The organism is Paracoccus broussonetiae (genome assembly GCF_031854425.1).
Lineage (GTDB): Bacteria > Pseudomonadota > Alphaproteobacteria > Rhodobacterales > Rhodobacteraceae > Paracoccus > Paracoccus broussonetiae.
The window spans coordinates 51,256-69,429 of record NZ_JAVRQI010000001.1 but is presented as its reverse complement, the minus strand read 5'-3'; the positions used below and the strand labels follow the sequence as shown (position 1 = coordinate 69,429).

The 18,174-nt window shown below is 65.0% G+C and carries 19 protein-coding genes; 14 read left to right on the top strand and 5 right to left on the bottom strand.

Annotated elements, in window-relative coordinates; translation table 11 throughout:
- Window positions 1-2 precede the first annotated feature (2 nt).
- The 5 genes from argH to RM190_RS00320 all read left to right on the top strand — a co-directional run bounded on the left by argH (window position 3) and on the right by RM190_RS00320 (window position 5,711).
- Entirely contained in the window at window positions 3-1,412 is a 1,410-nt protein-coding gene (gene argH / locus RM190_RS00340) for an argininosuccinate lyase (protein WP_311757394.1), read from the top strand.
- Window positions 1,409-1,564 carry a hypothetical protein gene (locus tag RM190_RS00335; RefSeq protein WP_311757393.1) on the top strand — a complete coding sequence of 52 codons (156 nt, stop codon included), beginning with the start codon at window positions 1,409-1,411 and terminating at the stop codon, window positions 1,562-1,564. The genes argH and RM190_RS00335 overlap by 4 nt, the downstream gene beginning before the upstream one ends.
- Window positions 1,545-1,820, top strand: coding sequence for a DUF2834 domain-containing protein (locus RM190_RS00330; RefSeq protein ID WP_311757392.1), 276 nt, complete (start codon window positions 1,545-1,547; stop codon window positions 1,818-1,820). The genes RM190_RS00335 and RM190_RS00330 overlap by 20 nt, the downstream gene beginning before the upstream one ends.
- Window positions 1,820-3,085, top strand: a complete 1,266-nt coding sequence (lysA, locus tag RM190_RS00325; RefSeq protein WP_311757391.1) for a diaminopimelate decarboxylase — start codon at window positions 1,820-1,822, stop codon at window positions 3,083-3,085. Before RM190_RS00330 ends, lysA begins: the two co-directional genes overlap by 1 nt.
- 79 nt (window positions 3,086-3,164) lie before the next feature.
- Window positions 3,165-5,711 (top strand): DUF4175 domain-containing protein, encoded by a 2,547-nt coding sequence (locus RM190_RS00320; protein WP_311757390.1) that lies wholly within the window; start codon window positions 3,165-3,167, stop codon window positions 5,709-5,711.
- A gap of 3 nt (window positions 5,712-5,714) precedes the next feature.
- Here the strand turns inward: RM190_RS00320 and RM190_RS00315 are convergent, their stop codons facing one another.
- Window positions 5,715-6,746, bottom strand: coding sequence for a zinc-ribbon domain-containing protein (locus RM190_RS00315; protein WP_311757389.1), 1,032 nt, complete (start codon window positions 6,744-6,746; stop codon window positions 5,715-5,717).
- A 124-nt stretch (window positions 6,747-6,870) separates the two neighbouring features.
- Between RM190_RS00315 and RM190_RS00310 the strand changes: the two genes are divergently transcribed.
- The 5 genes from RM190_RS00310 (at window position 6,871) to RM190_RS00290 (ending at window position 11,115) form a co-directional block, all read left to right on the top strand.
- Window positions 6,871-7,545 (top strand): cell division ATP-binding protein FtsE, encoded by a 675-nt coding sequence (locus tag RM190_RS00310; RefSeq protein ID WP_311757388.1) that lies wholly within the window; start codon window positions 6,871-6,873, stop codon window positions 7,543-7,545.
- Window positions 7,542-8,471, top strand: coding sequence for a cell division protein FtsX (locus tag RM190_RS00305; protein ID WP_311757387.1), 930 nt, complete (start codon window positions 7,542-7,544; stop codon window positions 8,469-8,471). Before RM190_RS00310 ends, RM190_RS00305 begins: the two co-directional genes overlap by 4 nt.
- Entirely contained in the window at window positions 8,471-9,259 is a 789-nt protein-coding gene (locus RM190_RS00300) for a lysophospholipid acyltransferase family protein (protein ID WP_311757386.1), read from the top strand. The genes RM190_RS00305 and RM190_RS00300 overlap by 1 nt, the downstream gene beginning before the upstream one ends.
- Before the next feature lie 153 nt (window positions 9,260-9,412).
- On the top strand, window positions 9,413-10,354 hold the full coding sequence (locus RM190_RS00295; protein ID WP_311757385.1) for an ABC transporter ATP-binding protein: 942 nt from the start codon (window positions 9,413-9,415) through the stop codon (window positions 10,352-10,354).
- A complete protein-coding gene (locus RM190_RS00290) occupies window positions 10,354-11,115 on the top strand; it encodes an ABC transporter permease (protein WP_311757384.1) in 762 nt (253 codons plus the stop codon). The genes RM190_RS00295 and RM190_RS00290 overlap by 1 nt, the downstream gene beginning before the upstream one ends.
- 28 nt (window positions 11,116-11,143) lie before the next feature.
- On the opposite strand, the gene RM190_RS00285 is transcribed toward RM190_RS00290, so the two are convergent.
- The 4 genes from RM190_RS00285 to RM190_RS00270 form a co-directional block, all read right to left on the bottom strand.
- Window positions 11,144-11,305, bottom strand: coding sequence for a hypothetical protein (locus tag RM190_RS00285; protein ID WP_311757383.1), 162 nt, complete (start codon window positions 11,303-11,305; stop codon window positions 11,144-11,146).
- Window positions 11,306-11,476: 171 nt separating this feature from the next.
- Window positions 11,477-11,683: a hypothetical protein gene (locus RM190_RS00280; RefSeq protein ID WP_311757382.1), complete on the bottom strand. Its 207-nt coding sequence runs from the start codon at window positions 11,681-11,683 to the stop codon at window positions 11,477-11,479.
- Between the two features lie 72 nt (window positions 11,684-11,755).
- Window positions 11,756-11,962 carry a cold-shock protein gene (locus RM190_RS00275; RefSeq protein WP_311757381.1) on the bottom strand — a complete coding sequence of 69 codons (207 nt, stop codon included), beginning with the start codon at window positions 11,960-11,962 and terminating at the stop codon, window positions 11,756-11,758.
- A 183-nt stretch (window positions 11,963-12,145) separates the two neighbouring features.
- Entirely contained in the window at window positions 12,146-12,604 is a 459-nt protein-coding gene (locus RM190_RS00270; protein ID WP_311757380.1) for a hypothetical protein, read from the bottom strand.
- Between the two features lie 124 nt (window positions 12,605-12,728).
- Here RM190_RS00270 and rimO point away from each other — a divergent pair, with 124 nt between their 5' ends.
- The 4 genes from rimO to ettA all read left to right on the top strand — a co-directional run bounded on the left by rimO (window position 12,729) and on the right by ettA (window position 18,099).
- Window positions 12,729-14,099: a 30S ribosomal protein S12 methylthiotransferase RimO gene (gene rimO, locus RM190_RS00265; protein WP_311757379.1), complete on the top strand. Its 1,371-nt coding sequence runs from the start codon at window positions 12,729-12,731 to the stop codon at window positions 14,097-14,099.
- A 319-nt stretch (window positions 14,100-14,418) separates the two neighbouring features.
- Entirely contained in the window at window positions 14,419-15,180 is a 762-nt protein-coding gene (locus RM190_RS00260) for a class I SAM-dependent methyltransferase (protein WP_311757378.1), read from the top strand.
- Between the two features lie 322 nt (window positions 15,181-15,502).
- Window positions 15,503-16,360: a sulfotransferase family protein gene (locus tag RM190_RS00255; protein ID WP_311757377.1), complete on the top strand. Its 858-nt coding sequence runs from the start codon at window positions 15,503-15,505 to the stop codon at window positions 16,358-16,360.
- 83 nt (window positions 16,361-16,443) lie between these two features.
- Window positions 16,444-18,099 carry an energy-dependent translational throttle protein EttA gene (ettA, locus tag RM190_RS00250; RefSeq protein ID WP_311757376.1) on the top strand — a complete coding sequence of 552 codons (1,656 nt, stop codon included), beginning with the start codon at window positions 16,444-16,446 and terminating at the stop codon, window positions 18,097-18,099.
- Window positions 18,100-18,174 lie beyond the last annotated feature (75 nt).

The following is an 18,174-nucleotide window of genomic DNA, read 5'->3' as shown; positions in this document are numbered from 1 at the left end:
CCATGACCGAGCAGCCCGCCAGCACCGCCAACCAGATGTGGGGTGGACGTTTCGCCGCCGGGCCGGACGCGATCATGGAGGCGATCAATGCCTCGATCGGATTCGACCAGCGGCTCTATGCCCAGGACATCCGGGGCAGCCGCGCCCATGCGGCGATGCTGGCCGCACAAGGCATCATCAGCAGTAGCGATGCCGACGCCATCGGGGAAGGCCTTCTCACGGTCTTGTCAGAGATCGAGAAGGGCGGTTTCCCGTTTTCGACCGCGCTGGAAGACATTCACATGAATGTGGAATCCCGCCTGAAAGAGATCATCGGCGAACCCGCGGGGCGGCTGCACACCGCGCGGTCGCGCAATGACCAGGTGGCGACCGATTTCCGGCTGTGGGTGCGCGACCAGTGCGATGCGGTGATCGCGGGGCTGGACGCGCTGATCCGGGCCGCGCTGGCGCAGGCTGAAAAGGGCGCGGACTGGGTCATGCCCGGCTTTACCCATTTGCAAACCGCGCAGCCTGTGACCTGGGGCCATCACATGATGGCCTATGTCGAGATGTTCGGCCGCGACCTGTCGCGCTTCCGCGATGCCCGCAAGCGCATGAACGAATCCCCCTTGGGCGCGGCGGCGCTTGCCGGGACGGGTTTCCCGATCGACCGGCATGCGACGGCAAAGGCGCTGGGTTTCGACCGGCCGATGGCGAACAGCCTTGACGCGGTCAGCGACCGCGACTTCGCGCTGGAATTCCTGTCCAGTGCCGCGATCTGTGCCGTCCACCTGTCGCGTCTGGCGGAGGAACTGGTGATCTGGTCCTCGGCCCAGTTCCGCTTCGTCACCATGTCGGACCGTTTCTCGACCGGCTCGTCCATCATGCCGCAGAAGAAGAACCCCGACGCGGCCGAACTGATCCGCGCCAAGATCGGGCGGATTCTGGGTGCTGCCGTCGCGCTGTTCGTGGTGATGAAGGGCCTGCCCTTGGCCTATTCCAAGGACATGCAGGAGGACAAGGAACAGGTCTTCGACGCCGCCGACAACCTGATGCTGGCGCTGGCGGCGATGACCGGGATGCTGTCGGACCTGACCGCAAACCGCGACCGGCTTGAGGCCGCGGCCGGCTCGGGCTTCTCGACCGCGACCGATCTGGCCGACTGGCTGGTTCGCGAAGCCGGGCTGCCTTTCCGCGATGCCCACCACGTCACCGGAGCGCTGGTTGCGCTGGCCGAGAAATCGGGCGTCGACCTGCCCGAACTGACCCTGGAACAGATGCAGTCGGTCAACCCGGCGATCACGGCGGACGTGTTCAAGGTGCTGGGCGTCCACAACTCGGTCGCCTCGCGCATGAGCTATGGCGGCACCGCGCCCGCGCAGGTCCGTGCCCAGATCGGCCGCTGGACGGAAGCGATGGAGAGTGATGCATGAACCATACCCTTCTGATCGCGCTTTTCGCGCTGATCCTGGCCACGCTTGCGGCCTGTGGCGTGGACGGCCCGCCGACGCGGCCCGAACCCACCCCCGAGCCGGGCGTCCATGTCAGTGGCGAGGCGCGGTTCGGTGTCGTCTCCAAGATCTGACCTGACGCCGCTCAGGCTGCTGTGGCTGGCGCTGGCGCTGGCCGGGGCCGCTTTGGCGCTGGGACAGCACGAGACCATGTGGCAAGGCATCCGCACGGCCGAAATCGTGGCGCAGGTCACGCTGGGGCTGTGGTGCATGATCGAAACCATGGTCCGCCGCAACTGGTTGGCCTTTCTGACCTTTCCGGCACTGGCGCTGGGGATCGGCTGCGCCCTGCCGCTTTATCTTTTCATCCGCTCTCGCAGGATCACCTGATGGATCACTTCAACTACGTCGACGGCCTGCTTCACGCCGAAGACGTTCCCCTGACCCGCATCGCGGCCGAGGTCGGTACCCCGGTCTATGTCTATTCGACGGCCACGCTGACGCGCCATTTCAAGCTGTTCCAGGAAGCACTGGCCTGGACCGACCATCTGGTCTGCTTCGCGGTCAAGTCGAATTCGAACCTTGCCGTGCTGAAGCTGCTGGGCAGTCTGGGCGCAGGCATGGATATCGTTTCGGCCGGGGAATATGCCCGCGCCAAAGCGGCGGGCGTTCCGGGTGAACGGATCGTCTTTTCCGGCGTCGGCAAGACCGCGGCCGAAATGCGCATGGTGCTGGAAGGCGGTATCCGCCAGTTCAACGTGGAATCCGAGCCCGAACTGGAATTGCTGTCGCAGGTGGCCTCGTCGCTGGGCGTGGTGGCGCCGATCGCGGTCCGCGTGAACCCGGATGTCGATGCAAAGACGCATGAGAAGATCGCAACCGGCAAGTCCGAGAACAAGTTCGGCATTCCTATCGCGAAAGCGCGTGACGTCTACGCCCGCGCGGCCAGCCTGCCGGGGATCGAAGTCGTCGGCATCGACATGCATATCGGCAGCCAGCTGACCGATCTGGAACCTTACCGTCAGGCCTATGCCAAGATGGCCGACCTGACCCGCGCGCTGCGCGCGGACGGGCATGACATCCGGCGTCTCGACATGGGCGGTGGCCTCGGCATTCCTTATCGCCGCGACAACAACGCACCGCCCTTGCCGATCGAATACGGGCAGGTCATCCGCGATGCCGTGGGCGATCTGGGCTGCGAGATCGAGATCGAGCCGGGGCGCAACATCTCGGGCAATGCCGGGATCCTGCTCTCCTCGGTGATCTACCTGAAAGAGGGCGAGGGCCGGGATTTCCTGATCGTCGACGCGGCCATGAACGACCTGATACGGCCCGCCATGTATGCCGCCCATCACGACATCATCCCGGTGGTCGAATCGGTTCCCGGCGCATCGGTTGCGCCCTTCGACGTCGTGGGTCCGGTCTGCGAGACGGGCGATACGTTCGAAAAGGCGGTCCAGCTTCCGGCGCTTGCGGCGGGGGATCTGGTCGCCATGCGGTCGGCGGGGGCCTATGGCGCGGTCATGGCTTCGGAATACAATTCCCGGCCGCTGGTCCCCGAGGTGCTGGTCAGCGGGGATCAATTCGCCGTCATCCGCCCGCGACCGACGCTTGAGGAAATGCTGGGACGCGATACCATCCCGGAATGGCTTTGACCGTTTCGTCCCGCTGCGCGCCTGCTTTGCCTTGTCCTGACGCCCGCCACTGGATGGCGGGGCAGGGGGGTGGCGGCGCATGAGGCGGGCCGATTCCCCCCTTGTGCGGCGCGCGGTCGAACTGACCCGCGCGGGCATGTGGTGGGAATCGCTGGCCTCGTCCTTCTGGCCCCTTGGCGTCGTGCTGGCGCTTGTGCTGGCCGCGCTGGCCTTTGGCGCGGCCGAGCTGGTCTCGTCCCGCGCATTGTTCTGGATCATGCTCGCCGCGCTTCTGGCGCTGGTCCTGTCCGCGCTTTGGGGCGCCCGGCGACTGTGGCGGCCAAGTGCGGCGCAGGCGCGTGCCAGGGTCGATGCGACCCTGCCAAGCCGCCCGCTGGCGGCGCTGCACGATCAGGTTGCCATCGGACGAGAGGATGGCGGCGCCGAGGCGCTGTGGCAGGCCCATCTTGCCCGCATGGCGCGCGAGGCCGAGGAGGCGCGGCCGGTCATTCCCGATGCGCGGCTGCGCTGGCGTGATCCGGTCGGGTTGCGGCTGGTCGGGCTGGTCGCGCTGGTCATGGCGCTGCTTTTCGCGCCAGCGGGGCAGTTGGGACTGGGAATCGCCGCGCTGGGCGCGACATTCCGCCCTGCGCCGGGTGCCACCCCAGGCATGGATGCGACGCCCGGCTGGGAAGGCTGGGCCGAGCCGCCCGCCTATACCCGCCGCCCGACGATCTATCTGAACGCGCTGCCCGAAGGGCAGGTGCTGGACCTGCCGCAAGGATCGAAGCTGAGCTTCCGCCTGTATGGCGAGGGGGCCGAACTGGCCCAGACCATTGGCCGCGCGGTGCCCGGAACTGATCCCGCCGCGCCCGAAATCATGGCCGAGCGTGATGGACTGGTCGAGATCGCGGGACGCCAGTTTCCCGTGACGGTCATTCCGGATGCACCGCCGACGGTCGAGCCGGTCGTGGCACCGGAACGGCGCGCGGACGGGCATTTCGTCCAGCCCTTCGCCGCCTCGGATGACAATGGCGTGGTATCGGGCAAGGCGCGGATCGCGCTGGACATGAATGCGCTGGACCGCCGCTTTGGACTGGCCATCGACCCCGAACCGCGCGAGGAATTGCAGATCGACCTGCCTTTGCCCGCGACCGGCAGCCGCAAGCAGTTGCGCGGCCAGCTTTCGACCGATCTGGCCCGCCACCCCTGGGCCAACCTGCCGGTCACGGTCTCTCTGGAGGTCAGCGACGGGATCGAGCAGACCGGCGCCTCGGCCCCTGTCCACATGCTGCTTCCGGGGCGGCGCTTCTTCGATCCGCTTGCCGCCGCCCTGATCGAGATCCGGCGCGACCTGCTGTGGTCGCGCGAGAATGCTCCGCGCAGCGCCCAGATCCTGCGCACGATCAGCTGGCAACCCGAAGGCTTCATGGAGCAGGACCTGGCCCTGGGCCTTAAGGGCGCGATCGCCACGCTGGAGGCCGGTCCGCTGGATGACGAGGATCGCAACCGCCTGGCGCAGGTGCTGTGGGACGCGGCCGTCGCACTTGAGGATGGTGGCCTTGCCGATGCGCTGCAGCGAATGCAGCAGGCGCAGGAACGCCTGTCCGAGGCAATCCGCAACGGTGCCAGCCCGGACGAGATCCAGCGCCTGATGGATGAACTGCGCAAGGCGACCGATGCCTATACCGACATGCTGGCGCAGAAAGGCCAGGACCCGTCCGAACGCTTCGACCGCTCGCCCCAGCAGGGCCGCGAGATCACCGGCGACCAGATCCAGCAGATGATGGACGAGATCCAGCGGCTGATGAACGAGGGCCGCATGGCCGAGGCACAGCAGTTGCTGGATCAGTTCAACCGCATGATGCAGAACATGCAGGTCACGCAGGCCCCCGGGCAAGGAGGGGGGCGCCAGCGCCCGATGGACCGGTTGGCCCAGACCCTGCGCGACCAGCAGGATCTGGCCGATGAGGCCATGCGCGATATGCAGGACCAATACGGCCAGTGGCAGCAGGATAGTCAGCAGCAAGGCGGCCAGCAGCAAGAAGGACAGCAGCAGGACGGCCAGGGACAGGACGGGCAGGGTCAGCAAAGCCTGGCCGAACGCCAGCGCGCGCTGCGCGAGGAACTGGGGCGCCAGCGCGGGCTTTTGCCCGGCCGTGGCACGCCGCAGGGGGAACAGGCCCGCCGCAGTCTGGATGATGCTGGGCGCGCGATGGAGGAGGCCGAACAGGCATTGCGCGACCGCGATCCTGCAATGGCAATGGACCGTCAGGCACAGGCCATCCAGAACATGCGCGAAGGCATGCGCGCGCTTGGCGACATGATGGCGCAGAACCAGCCTCCGGGGCAGGAAGGTCAACCCCAGCCCGGCCAGCAGCAAGGCGGCCCCGAAGGCCCCGAGGGCGAAAGGAATGGCCAGCGCGGTCTGGCCGAGGCCTATCGCCAGCAGCCCTCGCTGGACCCGCTGGGCCGCTCGACCGCCGGCAACGGCAGCTCGATCACCACGGGTGAACCGCTGGCCGAAGGGCCGGACCCGGCGCGGCGCGCCCGGGACTTGCAGGATGAGATCCGCCGTCGCAGCGGCGAACGCGAACGTCCGCGGGATGAGCGCGACTATCTGGGTCGGTTGCTCGACAATTTCTAGGGCTTACTCGCCGGTTCCCCCAGAGAGCAGCGCACCGACCCGGTCGGCCAGCCAAAGCCGCCCCTGGTCCATGGCGGCCCGCGATTCGGCAAGGAACGAGCCATCCCCCACCGTCGAGAAGGCTCCGGCCAGCGCATAAAAGGCCAGCAGGGCCAGCGCGAGCACCAGCGCCAGCCCGAAACCCTTGGCATAGCCTGAACGGGGCTTCCCCTCGTTCAGCTCTGCCAGCGCCGACTGCGGCGAAACCAGTGCGACCTCTCGTGGCTCGATCACCGCGGGGACGGGGGCAGGCTTTGCTTCGGCGGGCGCAGGGCGCGACAGCATGGGGGCAGTGACGATGGGTGCACCGCCGTCGCTTTCGTCCAGTGCGGCATCCTTGTCGTCCTCGTCCTGCTTATGGCGCAGAAGCGTCGCCGCAAGGCGCGCGGCGTCGGGCAGGGCGGGTGCGACCCGCTCGGGCTCTGGATCAGATGCGGGCGGGGTGGGTGCCTCGGGTTCCGGCTGCGGTTCCGGCTGGGGCACCGGCTCATCCACGACCAGGGGCGCCGCGTCGGCATCGGGGATGGGCTGCTCGGTCGCTGCGGGTTCGGGTCGGGGCAGCGGCTCGCCCGGCAGGATGACCGTTGCGACCGGCCATTCGATGTCGCGCGGATCGGGCAGTTGCGACGGACCGCCCCGACGAAACCCGCCCGCAAGGTCCGGATCGGTCCCAGTCGCGGCAATGTGATCGCCATCGCCGGGTGCGCCGGTTTCCGCATCGGTGCGAGGACCGGACCGGCGGGCCGAGAGTTCCCGGGCGGTTTCCTCACGAAGGATCGACAGGATCGATTCGTGCAGGGGCTGGTTTAGCGCCGGGCGCGCATCGGGATCGTAATCGGCGCGCGATGCGCCTTCGCCCGCGGATTGCGGGGAATCGGGGCCGGGCTGGAACCAGACCTGGCTGCAGGCCGAACACTCGACCTCGCGCCCTGCGGCCGGAATCGCGGATTCCGGGATTTCATACTGGGCTTCGCAACGGGGACAGGTCAGGCGCATTCCGTGTCTTTCTTGGCCGTTCGTGATTGCGATGAGCGATCATGGCTGCGTCTCGCATTCGCCGCCGGACTGTTCTATCAAGCCCCGAAGGGCGAGCCAAGAAGCCCGCAGGAAGGGGACCCCAGTGATCGAGATGCAGAACCTGACCTTTGGCTACAGCGGAGGGGATCCGCTGCTGGTGGACATGTCGCTCAGCCTGCAGCCGGGATCGTTCCATTTCCTGACCGGTCCTTCGGGTTCGGGCAAGACCACCTTCCTGCGGCTTTGCTATGCGGATCTGCTGCCCTCAAGCGGACGGATGACGGCTTTTGGAGAGGACGTGACCGCGTTGTCCCGCGACGGTATCGCCGCCTTGCGTCGCAGGGTCGGCGTCGTTCACCAGGATACCCAGTTCCTGGACCACATGCCCGTGGCCGAGAATGTCGCCTTGCCGCTGATCGTCGCGGGCGAGCCGGTCGAGATGCCGGCGCTTGGCGATCTGCTGAACTGGGTGCAGCTTGCCCCGCTGAGCCGGTCGCTGCCGCCGTCGCTGTCTGGGGGCGAACGCCAGCGCGCGGCGCTGGCCCGCGCCGTCGTCATGTCGCCCGACCTGATCATCGCGGACGAGCCGACCGGCAATCTTGACTGGGACATGTCGATGCGCCTTCTGCAACTGCTGGTCGAGCTGAACCATTCCGGCAAATCCGTGCTGTTCGCGACCCATGACATGCACCTGATCCGCGCGGCCAAGCAGCATGTGCAGGCGCGGGTGCTGAGGATCGCGGGCAAGCGCCTGCAACTGGCGGGGGCGGACCTATGAGCCGGCGTGACCTGAAAAGCCTTGATCTCGCGGCGCTGTGGCGCGGGCTGGCACGTCCCGACGCGACCGGGACCGACCGTGTCGTTCCCCCGACCGGGTTCACTGCGCAGCTGACCGTGTTCTCGGCGGCGGCGATGGCGTTTCTTGCGGTCTTCGCGCTGGCGCTGGCCTTGGCGACGGGGCGGCTGGCGGAACGCTGGTCCTCGGAACTGGCGCAGACCGTGACGGTCCGCATCTCGGCGCCGCAGGACCAGATCGACGACCAGACCGTGACGGTGATGGAAGTCCTGAAAACCACGCCCGGCATCGCCGAAAGCCGTCTTCTGCCCGATACCGAGGTCGAAAAGCTGCTGGAGCCGTGGTTCGGTCCCGACATGCCTGTCGACGCCCTGCCGATCCCGCGCCTGGTCGAGATCCGCGAGGCACCCGAGGGGTTCGATGCCGATGCCCTGCGCCTGCGCCTGCAGGGCGAGGTGCCCGCCGCCGTTCTGGACGACCATACCCGTTGGCGCGAGCCGTTGGTCACTGCCGCGTCGCGCCTGCGCTATCTGGGCTTTTTCTCGCTGCTACTGATCGCGGCGGCCTCGGGTGCGATGATCACGCTGGCGGCCAAGGCCGCGCTGGCGGCGAACGGTCAGGTGATCCGCGTCCTGCGCCTGATCGGGGCGCGCGACATTACCATCGCCACCGCCTTCGTGCGCCGTTTCACCCGTCGCGCCGCGACCGGGGCTGCGGGCGGAACGCTGCTGGGCATGGCGGCTGTCTGGGCCTTGCCGGCTGCGGACGAGGCCGGTGGCTTCCTGACCGGGCTGGGTTTTCAGGGCTGGGGCTGGCTTTGGCCGCTTCTGATCCCCGTGGCCGCGGGTGCAATCGGCTTTGCCGCCACGCGTTCGGCGGCGCTTCGGATGTTGCGGGAGGTGCGCTGATGCAACCGGCCTATCGTCCACGCCCGGCCTCGGCCATCGACTGGCTGCGGACGGGGGCATTTTATCTTTACGCTGCGGTCATGACCCTGCTGGTCGGTCTGGTCGGTTTGCCCGGCACCCTGATCGACGGGGCCAATGCGCAGCGCACCGCGACCCGCTGGTTGCGCCTGATGATGGGCGGGGCACGCGTGATCGCCGGGATCCGGGTCGAATACCGGGGCACGCCCCCGGCAGGCGATCTGCTGGTCGCGGCCAAGCATCAAAGCTTTCTCGACATCCTCGCCATCGCGCAGGCATGCCCGCGCCGCGCCTTCGTGATGAAGCGCGAGGTGCTGAACGTGCCCGTCATGGGGTGGTTCGCGCGCAAGGTCGGCAGCATCCCGATCGACCGTGCCCGTGGAAGCGAGGCGATGCGCCAGATCACCACGGGCGTCGCGGCCGCACGGGCCAAGCCGCAAGGGCTGGGCCAGCTGATCTTCTATCCCGAAGGGACGCGGACGCGGCCGGGCAGTTCGGCCCCCTACAAACCCGGCGTGGCGCTGGTCCAGCACAGCACGGGCCTGCCCATCATTCCCGTCGCGGTCAATTGCGGCCTGTTCTGGCCCAAGCGCGGCTTCCCCATCCGGCCAGGCGTCGCGGTGGTCGAATTCCTGCCCGCGATCACCGCCGATACCTCGGTCGAGGCGGCGATGGCGCAGCTGACAGACCGGATCGAGACCGCCAGCCTGCGACTTTTCAACGAGGCGGGTGGCGCTGCGGCGCTTGCCGGGCAGAAACACGCAAACTGACAGGGGGCATTGTCCCCGGCGGGGGCAATCCCTATCTCGGACCGGCCCGGCGTTTTCGCCGGGACTTGCCTTTTGGGCCGGACGAGGGCCACGCGCCGGTCATGACCGCGAACGCGCCGCCCGTCCCGGCACCTTTCACGAATAGGATCCGCAATGAGTTCCATTATCGAGATTGACCATCTCTCCAAGCGCTACGACAGCGGAACGGCGGCGCTGAATGACGTGACCCTGAACATCGACGAGGGCGAAATTCTTGCGCTTCTCGGCCCGAACGGCGCGGGCAAGACCACGCTGATCTCGATCATCTGCGGCCTTGTCTCGCCAACCGGGGGTACGGTGCGCGTCGGCGGCCATGATATCCGCAAGAACTGGCGCGCGGCGCGCAAGCTGATCGGCCTGGTGCCGCAGGAAATCGCGCTGGAGCCGTTCGAGAAGGTCATCGACTGCGTCCGCTTTACCCGCGGCCTTTATGGCGAAGGCCCGGACGAGGCGTATATCGAACGACTGCTGCGCAGCCTTGCCCTTTGGGAAAAGCGCGACGCCAAGACGCGCGAGCTGTCGGGCGGCATGAAGCGACGTGTCCTGATCGCCAAGGCTCTGTCGCATCGCCCCAAGGTCCTGTTCCTTGACGAACCGACGGCGGGCGTCGACGTCACCTTGCGCCGCGAGATGTGGCAGGTGGTCCGCGAATTGCGGGCCGAGGGCGTGACCATCATCCTGACCACGCATTACCTTGAGGAAGCCGAGGACATGGCCGACCGCGTCGGCGTCATCAACCGGGGCGAGTTGCTGCTGGTCAAGCCCAAGGCCGAGCTGATGGGCGAATTCGGCAGGAAGCACCTGACGATCGAGCTTTATGACCCGCTCCCCGCCCTGCCTGCGGATCTGGCTGCACGCGGCCTGACGCTTTCGTCGGACGGATTGCAGCTTGGCTATGAATACGACACCCATGCCGACCGCACCGGCATCGCGCGCCTGCTGGGCGACCTGACGCAGCACGGCATCGCCGTGCGTGACGTGGCGACCAAGCAGAGCAATCTGGAAGAAATCTTCATGTCCCTTGTCGAGGACAAGCCGAAGGAGGCCGTCGCATGATGAACTGGCATTCCGTCCGTGCCATGTACACCCATGAGATGGCCCGTTTCTTCCGCACAGTCTGGCAATCCCTGGCCTCGCCGGTCCTGTCGACGGTGCTGTACTTTGTGGTCTTCGGCGCAGCCATCGGTGGACGTATCCAGTCGGTCGAGGGGGTGCGCTATGGTGCCTTCATCGTGCCGGGGCTGATGATGCTGACCGTACTGCAACAGTCGGTCAGCAATGCCAGCTTCGGGATCTATTTCCCTAAATTCTCGGGGACGATCTATGAATACCTGGTCGCACCCACCGGCTGGATCGAGGTGACGCTGGGCTTTGTCGGCGCCGCCGCGACCAAGGCGGTGATGATCGCGCTGGTGATCCTGCTGACCAGCTTCTGGTTCAACGGGGTCCATATCGCGCACCCGTTCTGGATGCTCGCCTTCCTGATCCTGACGGCGACTGCCTTTTCGCTGCTGGGATTCATCATCGGGCTTTGGGCAAAAAGCTTCGAACAGCTTCAGATCGTGCCGATGATGGTCATCACGCCCCTGGTATTCCTGGGCGGGGCTTTCTACTCGGCCTCGATGTTGCCGCCCTTCTGGGAAGGTGTCGCCAAGCTGAACCCGGTTCTTTACCTGATCTCGGGGTTCCGCTGGGCCTTCTTCGATCTGGCGGACGTGCCGGTGGGCGTATCGCTGGTTGCGGTCGCGCTGATGATCTTCGCCTGCATGGCGGCGATTCGCTGGATCTTCCTGACGGGATGGCGGCTGCGCGAATAACGCGCCGCTTCCGGATCCGGCTTCGGGTTCAGGCCAGCGCCTGGGCCCGCATCGCCGGTTCGACCTCTCCGCGCAGCGGCGGGGTGGCTTCGGTTTGATGGTCCCGCTTTTCGCGGTACATGATCGCAAGGCGACGTTGCGCCTGCTGCTTGCGGGTGGCGTTTCTTCTGATGCTTTTCTTGCTCGACATTCCGGCCTTTCGTTGTTCGGAGTGGGTTTGATGGTGCAAAAGATCGCGGCTCCGCGCGGTCATCCGCCGCGGATCAGCAACCATTTCTGAATGGGGTATGAGCGCCCGGACTCGCCGCAGCCGTAATTTCCCAAGGAAAATGCGAATCAGGTGGCGGGTAGGTGCCTTGACCTAGGTTTCGGGGGCCTTGGTTGCGGGTGCGTGCGCATTGGCGCCTGCATCCCGTGCCATTCGCTCGGCGCGCAGCTTGGCCGTCAGCTCCTGGCGGCGTGCAGTCTGCTCGTCGATGATGTGCCGCGCCTCGGACGTGGTGCGATCCATTGCCGTCAGCGGGGCAGGGGAACGAAACAGTCCGTCGGTGCCTTTCCTCGAAGCCATGTGGTCCTCCTCCACAGGGTTGGCCCGGCCGGGATCGGCCGGAGCCTTTGTCATCGGCGTCGTGGCGCGGCCTTAGGCCAGCGCGAGATCACGGGCCGACTGACGACCGTCACGGCCGGCTTCGACTTCGAAGGTCACAGCCTGACCGTCTTCGAGGTGACGGATGTTGGCGCGCTCAAGCGCCGAGATGTGGACGAACACGTCCTTGCCGCCGCTCTCGGGGGCGATGAAGCCGAAACCCTTGGTGGCGTTGAACCATTTCACGGTGCCCTTGGCCATCGTGTAGTCTCCTTATGTGTTTGTCGCCCGCAACATGCGGCGACCCGGCTCAGTCAGATCAAAACACAGACTGAAGCCACAAAGGAGACAGGGTGCAATGGAAATAACGTGGCTCGCGATAAATGGGGGGCGCAGCGTGGTTTTGCAACCCAAGACCGCGTGATTAATTCCAAGAATCTGGGGTCAGCTGCGGCAAAGTCGCGTTTGCGGGTCCAGCCGGACATATTCGCGGGCGCTGATCTTGTGCATTTTCAGCGAATGCTTCCACTCGGCGTTCCACTTTCGCAGGATGCCATTGCGGTAATAGCGCGCCATCAGCTGGTCGACGACCGGGGGAATGATCTTGGTTCCGGGGATGCGCGGCGCGTGAAAGCCGACCGTCGCCTTGGGGCCAAGGCAGGCGTTCGGCATGGTGATGTACATCGTGCAGGCCGAGCGGCAGTAGCCGCGGATCTCGACCGGGCGGCCACTGGCCGCCAGCTTCTCGCGGTGGTTCATGGTCTTGACCACGTTCCCGCCCTTGTCGTTCAGGATGACGATGGGTTTTCCGCGGCCGCTGCTTTGCGCCTCGGCGGTCAGCGGGGACAGCAGGGTCAGCAGAAGGGTCAGGCAGGCGAGGATCCGGGTCATGAACAGCAACATGTTGAACTTCTTCCTTACGCGATATGCCTCAGCCAACGCGCAAGGCGAAATGACGTTCCGGTGTGTGCGCGAACTGGCGCTTGCCGCTTAACAAGCAGCCCGCGCCGCACTATATGCCGCCATCATGAGCCAGAACCCGCCCCTGTTGCGCCCCGATCTAGCCCCCCGCCCGATCTTCGACACCACGCGAAGGGACGGGCAGCCCACGATTGGCATGGTCAGCCTTGGCTGTCCCAAGGCGCTGGTCGACAGCGAACGCATCCTGACGCGCCTGCGCGCCGAAGGCTACGCGATCAGCCCTGACTACAAGGGTGCAGGCGCGGTCATCGTCAACACCTGCGGTTTCCTCGATTCGGCTAAGGCGGAAAGCCTGCAGGCCATTGGCGAGGCGCTGGCCGAAAACGGCAAGGTCATCGTGACCGGTTGCCTTGGGGCAGAGCCGGAATACATCACCGGCGCGCATCCCTCGGTGCTGGCTGTGACGGGTCCGCAGCAATACGAACAGGTGCTGGATGCCGTCCATGGCGCGGTCCCGCCCAGCCCCGATCCGTTTATCGACCTGCTGCCGGCTTCGGGCGTCAGCCTGACCCCGCGCCACTACAGCTATCTCAAGATTTCCGAGGGCTGCAACCACGCCTGCAAGTTCTGCATCATTCCCGACATGCGCGGCAAGCTGGTCAGCCGCCCCGCACACGCGGTAATGCGCGAGGCCGAGAAGCTGGTCGAGGCCGGCGTGCGCGAATTGCTCGTGATCTCGCAGGATACCTCGGCCTATGGCCTCGATCGCAAATATGCGACGGAACGCGGGCACCGCGCCCATATCACCGACCTTGCCCGCGATCTTGGCAGCCTCGGCGCCTGGGTGCGCCTGCATTACGTCTATCCCTATCCGCATGTGCGCGACCTGATACCGCTGATGGCCGAAGGGCTGGTGCTGCCTTATCTGGACATTCCCTTCCAGCACGCCCACCCGGACACGCTGAAGCGCATGGCGCGCCCCGCGGCGGCGGCGCGAACGCTGGACGAGATCGTGGCATGGCGCGCGGCCTGTCCGGACATCACCCTGCGTTCGAGCTTCATCGTCGGCTATCCCGGCGAGACCGAGGCCGAGTTCCAGACGCTGCTCGATTGGCTGGACGAGGCGCAACTGGATCGCGTCGGCTGCTTCCAATACGAAAACGTCAAGGGTGCGCGGGCCAACGATCTGCCCGACCATGTGCCCGCCGAAGTCAAGCAGGACCGCTGGGACCGCTTCATGGAAAAGGCGCAGGCCATTTCCGAGGCCAAGCTGGCCGCCAAGGTTGGCCACCGCATCGACGTGATCGTCGACAGCGTCGATGCCGAAGGCGCGACCTGCCGCACCAAGGCCGATGCCCCCGAAATCGACGGCAACCTGTTCATCGACGAGGGATTCGAGGATCTGACCCCCGGCGACATCGTCAGTGTGACCGTGGACGAGGCGGGCGAATACGATCTGTGGGGCCGGCTGGGCTGAGGGGTTCAGCGTCGCAGGGGAAATGCGGAGATTGCCGCTGATTGCTTCACCTGCACAAGGGTCCGTAACCACGGATCGCGGATCTGCGGCAGATGCCAAGACGGGCTGATTGCGGCGCGGCGCTGCATTCTGGCGGCCTATGGCTGATGATAATGTCCGCTCGTCGCCGCGGCCCGCAGTCTCATGGCTTGCGTTCCGCGCGTCAGACCCCGTCCATGACACTTCCCCCAATCAGCGCGCAAAGCGTTTCTTTCAGCTTTGCCAGGTGCGAATGGCGCTGCTACCCTGCCATACGAGTCGATTGATCAGGGAGGATCCTTTGGCCGTATTCGACGAGACGATGTCGCCTGACGACCACATGCTCACGGCCGATCTCGCCAGCTACTTTCAGACCGCTCGACAGGGCTTGACCTGTGTCCTCGACGGCCTTGCTGCAGCAGGCCGTTCGCCTGAGAGTATTTCGACTGTCCTCGACTTCGGCTCAGGCTACGGTCGAATCTACAGGGCCCTTGCCGCCGGTTTCCCGCAGGCGCAACTCACTGCCTGCGATCTCATGGAGCCAGCAGCGCGCTTCTGTGCTGAAACATTCGGTGGCGACTGGGCCAGATCGAGCGAGGTCCTGGACGAGATCAGATTGCCGAGAACTTACGACCTGATCTGGCTTGGCTCCGTATTCACGCATTTGCCTGCGCATCGGTGGGTTAGCCTGTTGGATTTTCTTGCGCGCGCCACCAATGCCGGCGGTATCGTGATCTTCACCACCCACGGAGCCACAGCGATCGAACACATTGAGAACAGGATATTGGCGCGCAATCCTCATATGATCGCCGCTGAACGGTTCGCCGCAATGAAACGGACCCTCCAGCTGACAGGCTTCGATTTCATTCCCAACAAGCCTGCAGCAATCAGGCATCAGAATGATCGCGGCATCAAGGTAAGCGAAGGCGAGTACGGATTCTCGTTTGCTTCGGAGGAGTGGGTGGCGCGATTGGTTGACAGATTGCCGCCGTGGCGCCTTGTGAAATATGCCGCCCCGGGCTGGGGACGGAATCACGACGCTGCCACGATAGTTCGGGCTTGATATATGCGGCCTTAATCTTGCACGAGCAGACAAAAATTCGCTCCGCCCGCACAGACTTGGCGGTGTGATCGCTCAGCAATTCAGGCAAGATGGTCGAACGCCCGGTCCACTCCTTCAGCGTCGAACGGTGCAGATCGGCCTTCACGCGGGGAAATCTCGGACTGTCTGCAGTGAGGGCTCAAGCCTTCATCCCTCGCGCCCCCGCTGCCCGCCCGGCTCGTGACAGACCGGCTCGTGACAGAATAGCGGACAGTCCGACCTTTCCCCCTGCGTCCAGCTGTCCTAACACTGTCCCGCGAGAAGCAGGACAAAGGCCAAACGCATGAACTGGAACCCGAACGGCAAACCCCGCAAACCGGATTTCCTGGGCATCGGCGCGCAGAAGGCCGGCACGACCTGGCTGTCCCAGATGCTGGGGCAGCGTCCCGATGTCTGGACTCCGCCCTTCAAGGAGGTGCAGTTCTTCAATCATCGCTATGTGGAAGAGCATCGCAAATGGCTGCCCTGGCATTACAAGCGCGCCAAGATGAGCATTCAGAAGCGTTGGACCGCCAAGGGCGAGGATGTGCCGCCCGAAGTCCAGCGATACCTGAACCGTGTCACGCGTGAGCCGATGTTCACCAACCACTGGTACAAGACCGTATTCTCGCCCGCGCCCGATGATGCGCGGATCATGGACGTGACGCCGGAATATTCGACCCTGCCCGCCGAGGGGGTCGAGTTTGTTGCGAAATTCCTGCCGGAGGCGAAGTTCATCTATATCATCCGCCATCCGGTGGATCGCGCGATCTCGCAGCTGAAGATGAACCTGACCCGCGGCAAGCGCACCCCCGCCTCGGTCGAGGAATGGCTGGCCGAGGTTGAAAACCCCGTGCTGATGGATCGCGGCGATTACCTGAACTATGTCCCGCGTTGGAACGCGCATTTTGGACCCGACCGGCTGCTTTACATGCCTTTTGGCCTGATCGCGCGCGATCCGCTGACCTTCCTGCGCCGGGTAGAGTCTTTCCTGGGGCTGCCACCCCACGACTATAACGACATGGGGCGCAAGGTCTTTGCCTCGGCGCAGGGGCTATCGGTTCCGGATCAGGCGCGCGCCCGCCTGCGCGAGAAGCTGGAGCCGCAATTCACCTTCCTTGACGAGGCCTTCGGCAAGGACTTCACGGCACAGTTCCGCTAGCGCGCCCAGCACTTTCCCTTTCGCGGCGTCTGCACTAAAAAGCGGGCCAAACCCAAGCGGATTCATTTGAACGAGGAAAGAGCATGGCCTCCTACCAGTATGTCTATCACATGGACGGGGTGTCCAAGACCTATCCCGGCGGCAAGAAGGTATTCGAGAACATCCACCTGAACTTCCTGCCCGGCGTCAAGATCGGCGTCGTGGGCGTGAACGGTGCGGGTAAGTCCACCCTGCTGAAGGTCATGGCAGGCATGGACAAGGATTTTCAGGGTGAGGCCTGGGCCGCCAAGGGCGCCAAGGTCGGCTACCTGTCGCAGGAACCCTATCTGGACCCTGCGCTGAATGTGCGCGCCAACGTGATGGAAGGCGTCGCCGCCAAGCAGGCGAAGCTCGACCGCTATAACGAACTGGCGATGAACTATTCGGACGAGACCGCCGATGAAATGGCGCGTCTGCAGGACGAGATCGACGCCGAGAATCTGTGGGATCTGGACAACCAGGTCGATATCGCCATGGAGGCCCTGCGCTGCCCGCCGGACGATGCCGATGTCGAGACCCTGTCGGGTGGTGAACGTCGCCGCGTCGCGCTGTGCAAGCTGCTGCTGGAAGCGCCGGATATGCTGCTGCTCGACGAACCGACCAACCACCTGGACGCCGAGACTATCGCCTGGCTGCAAAAGCACCTGATCGAATACAAGGGCACGATCCTGACCGTGACCCACGACCGCTACTTCCTCGACGACATCACGACCTGGATCCTCGAACTGGAACGCGGCCGCGGCATCCCGCATGAAGGCAACTATTCCAGCTGGCTGGACGCAAAAGCCAAGCGCATCGCCCAAGAGGCACGCGAGGACAAGTCCAAGCAAAAGGCCATGGAGAAGGAATTGGAATGGATCCGCGCCGGTGCGAAAGCCCGTCAGGCGAAATCCAAGGCCCGTATCGCCGCCTATAACAAGATGGCCGATGAATCGGTCAAGGAATTGGTCGGCACCGCCCAGATCGTCATTCCGCACGGCCCGCGCCTTGGCAACAAGGTCATCGAGGTCGAGGGCCTGAAAAAGCACATGGGCGACAAGCAACTGATCGAGAACCTCTCGTTCAGCCTGCCGCCGGGTGGCATCATCGGCGTGATCGGTCCGAACGGCGCGGGTAAATCGACGCTGTTCAAGATGCTGGTCGGGCAGGAGCAGCCCGATGAAGGCACCGTGACGATCGGCGATACCGTCAAGCTGTCCTTCGTCGATCAGTCGCGCGACAGCCTCGACCCGAACAAGACCGTCTGGGAAGAAATCTCGGGCGGTGCCGAGATGATCGAACTGGGCGATGCACAGGTCTCCAGCCGCAACTATGTCGGCTCGTTCAACTTCAAGGGCGGCGACCAGCAGAAGAAAGTCGGCCTGCTCTCGGGTGGTGAACGCAACCGCGTCCACATGGCCAAGTTGCTGAAATCGGGCGGCAACGTGTTGCTGCTCGACGAACCGACCAACGATCTGGACGTGGAAACGCTGCAGGCGCTGGAAGCGGCGATCGAGAACTTTGCCGGCTGCGCGATCATCATCTCGCACGACCGCTTCTTCCTCGACCGTCTGTGCACGCATATCCTTGCCTTCGAGGGCGATGCCCATGTCGAATATTTCGAAGGCAACTTCGAGGATTACGAGAAAGACAAGATCCGCCGCCTCGGCCCGGATTCGGTCGAACCCAAGCGCGTGAAATACAAGAAGTTCACCCGCTGATCCCCTGCCTTTGCAGGCGATGACATCGGGGGCAGGGCCGCAGGGCCTTGCCCCTTTTTTCATACCGGCGACCAC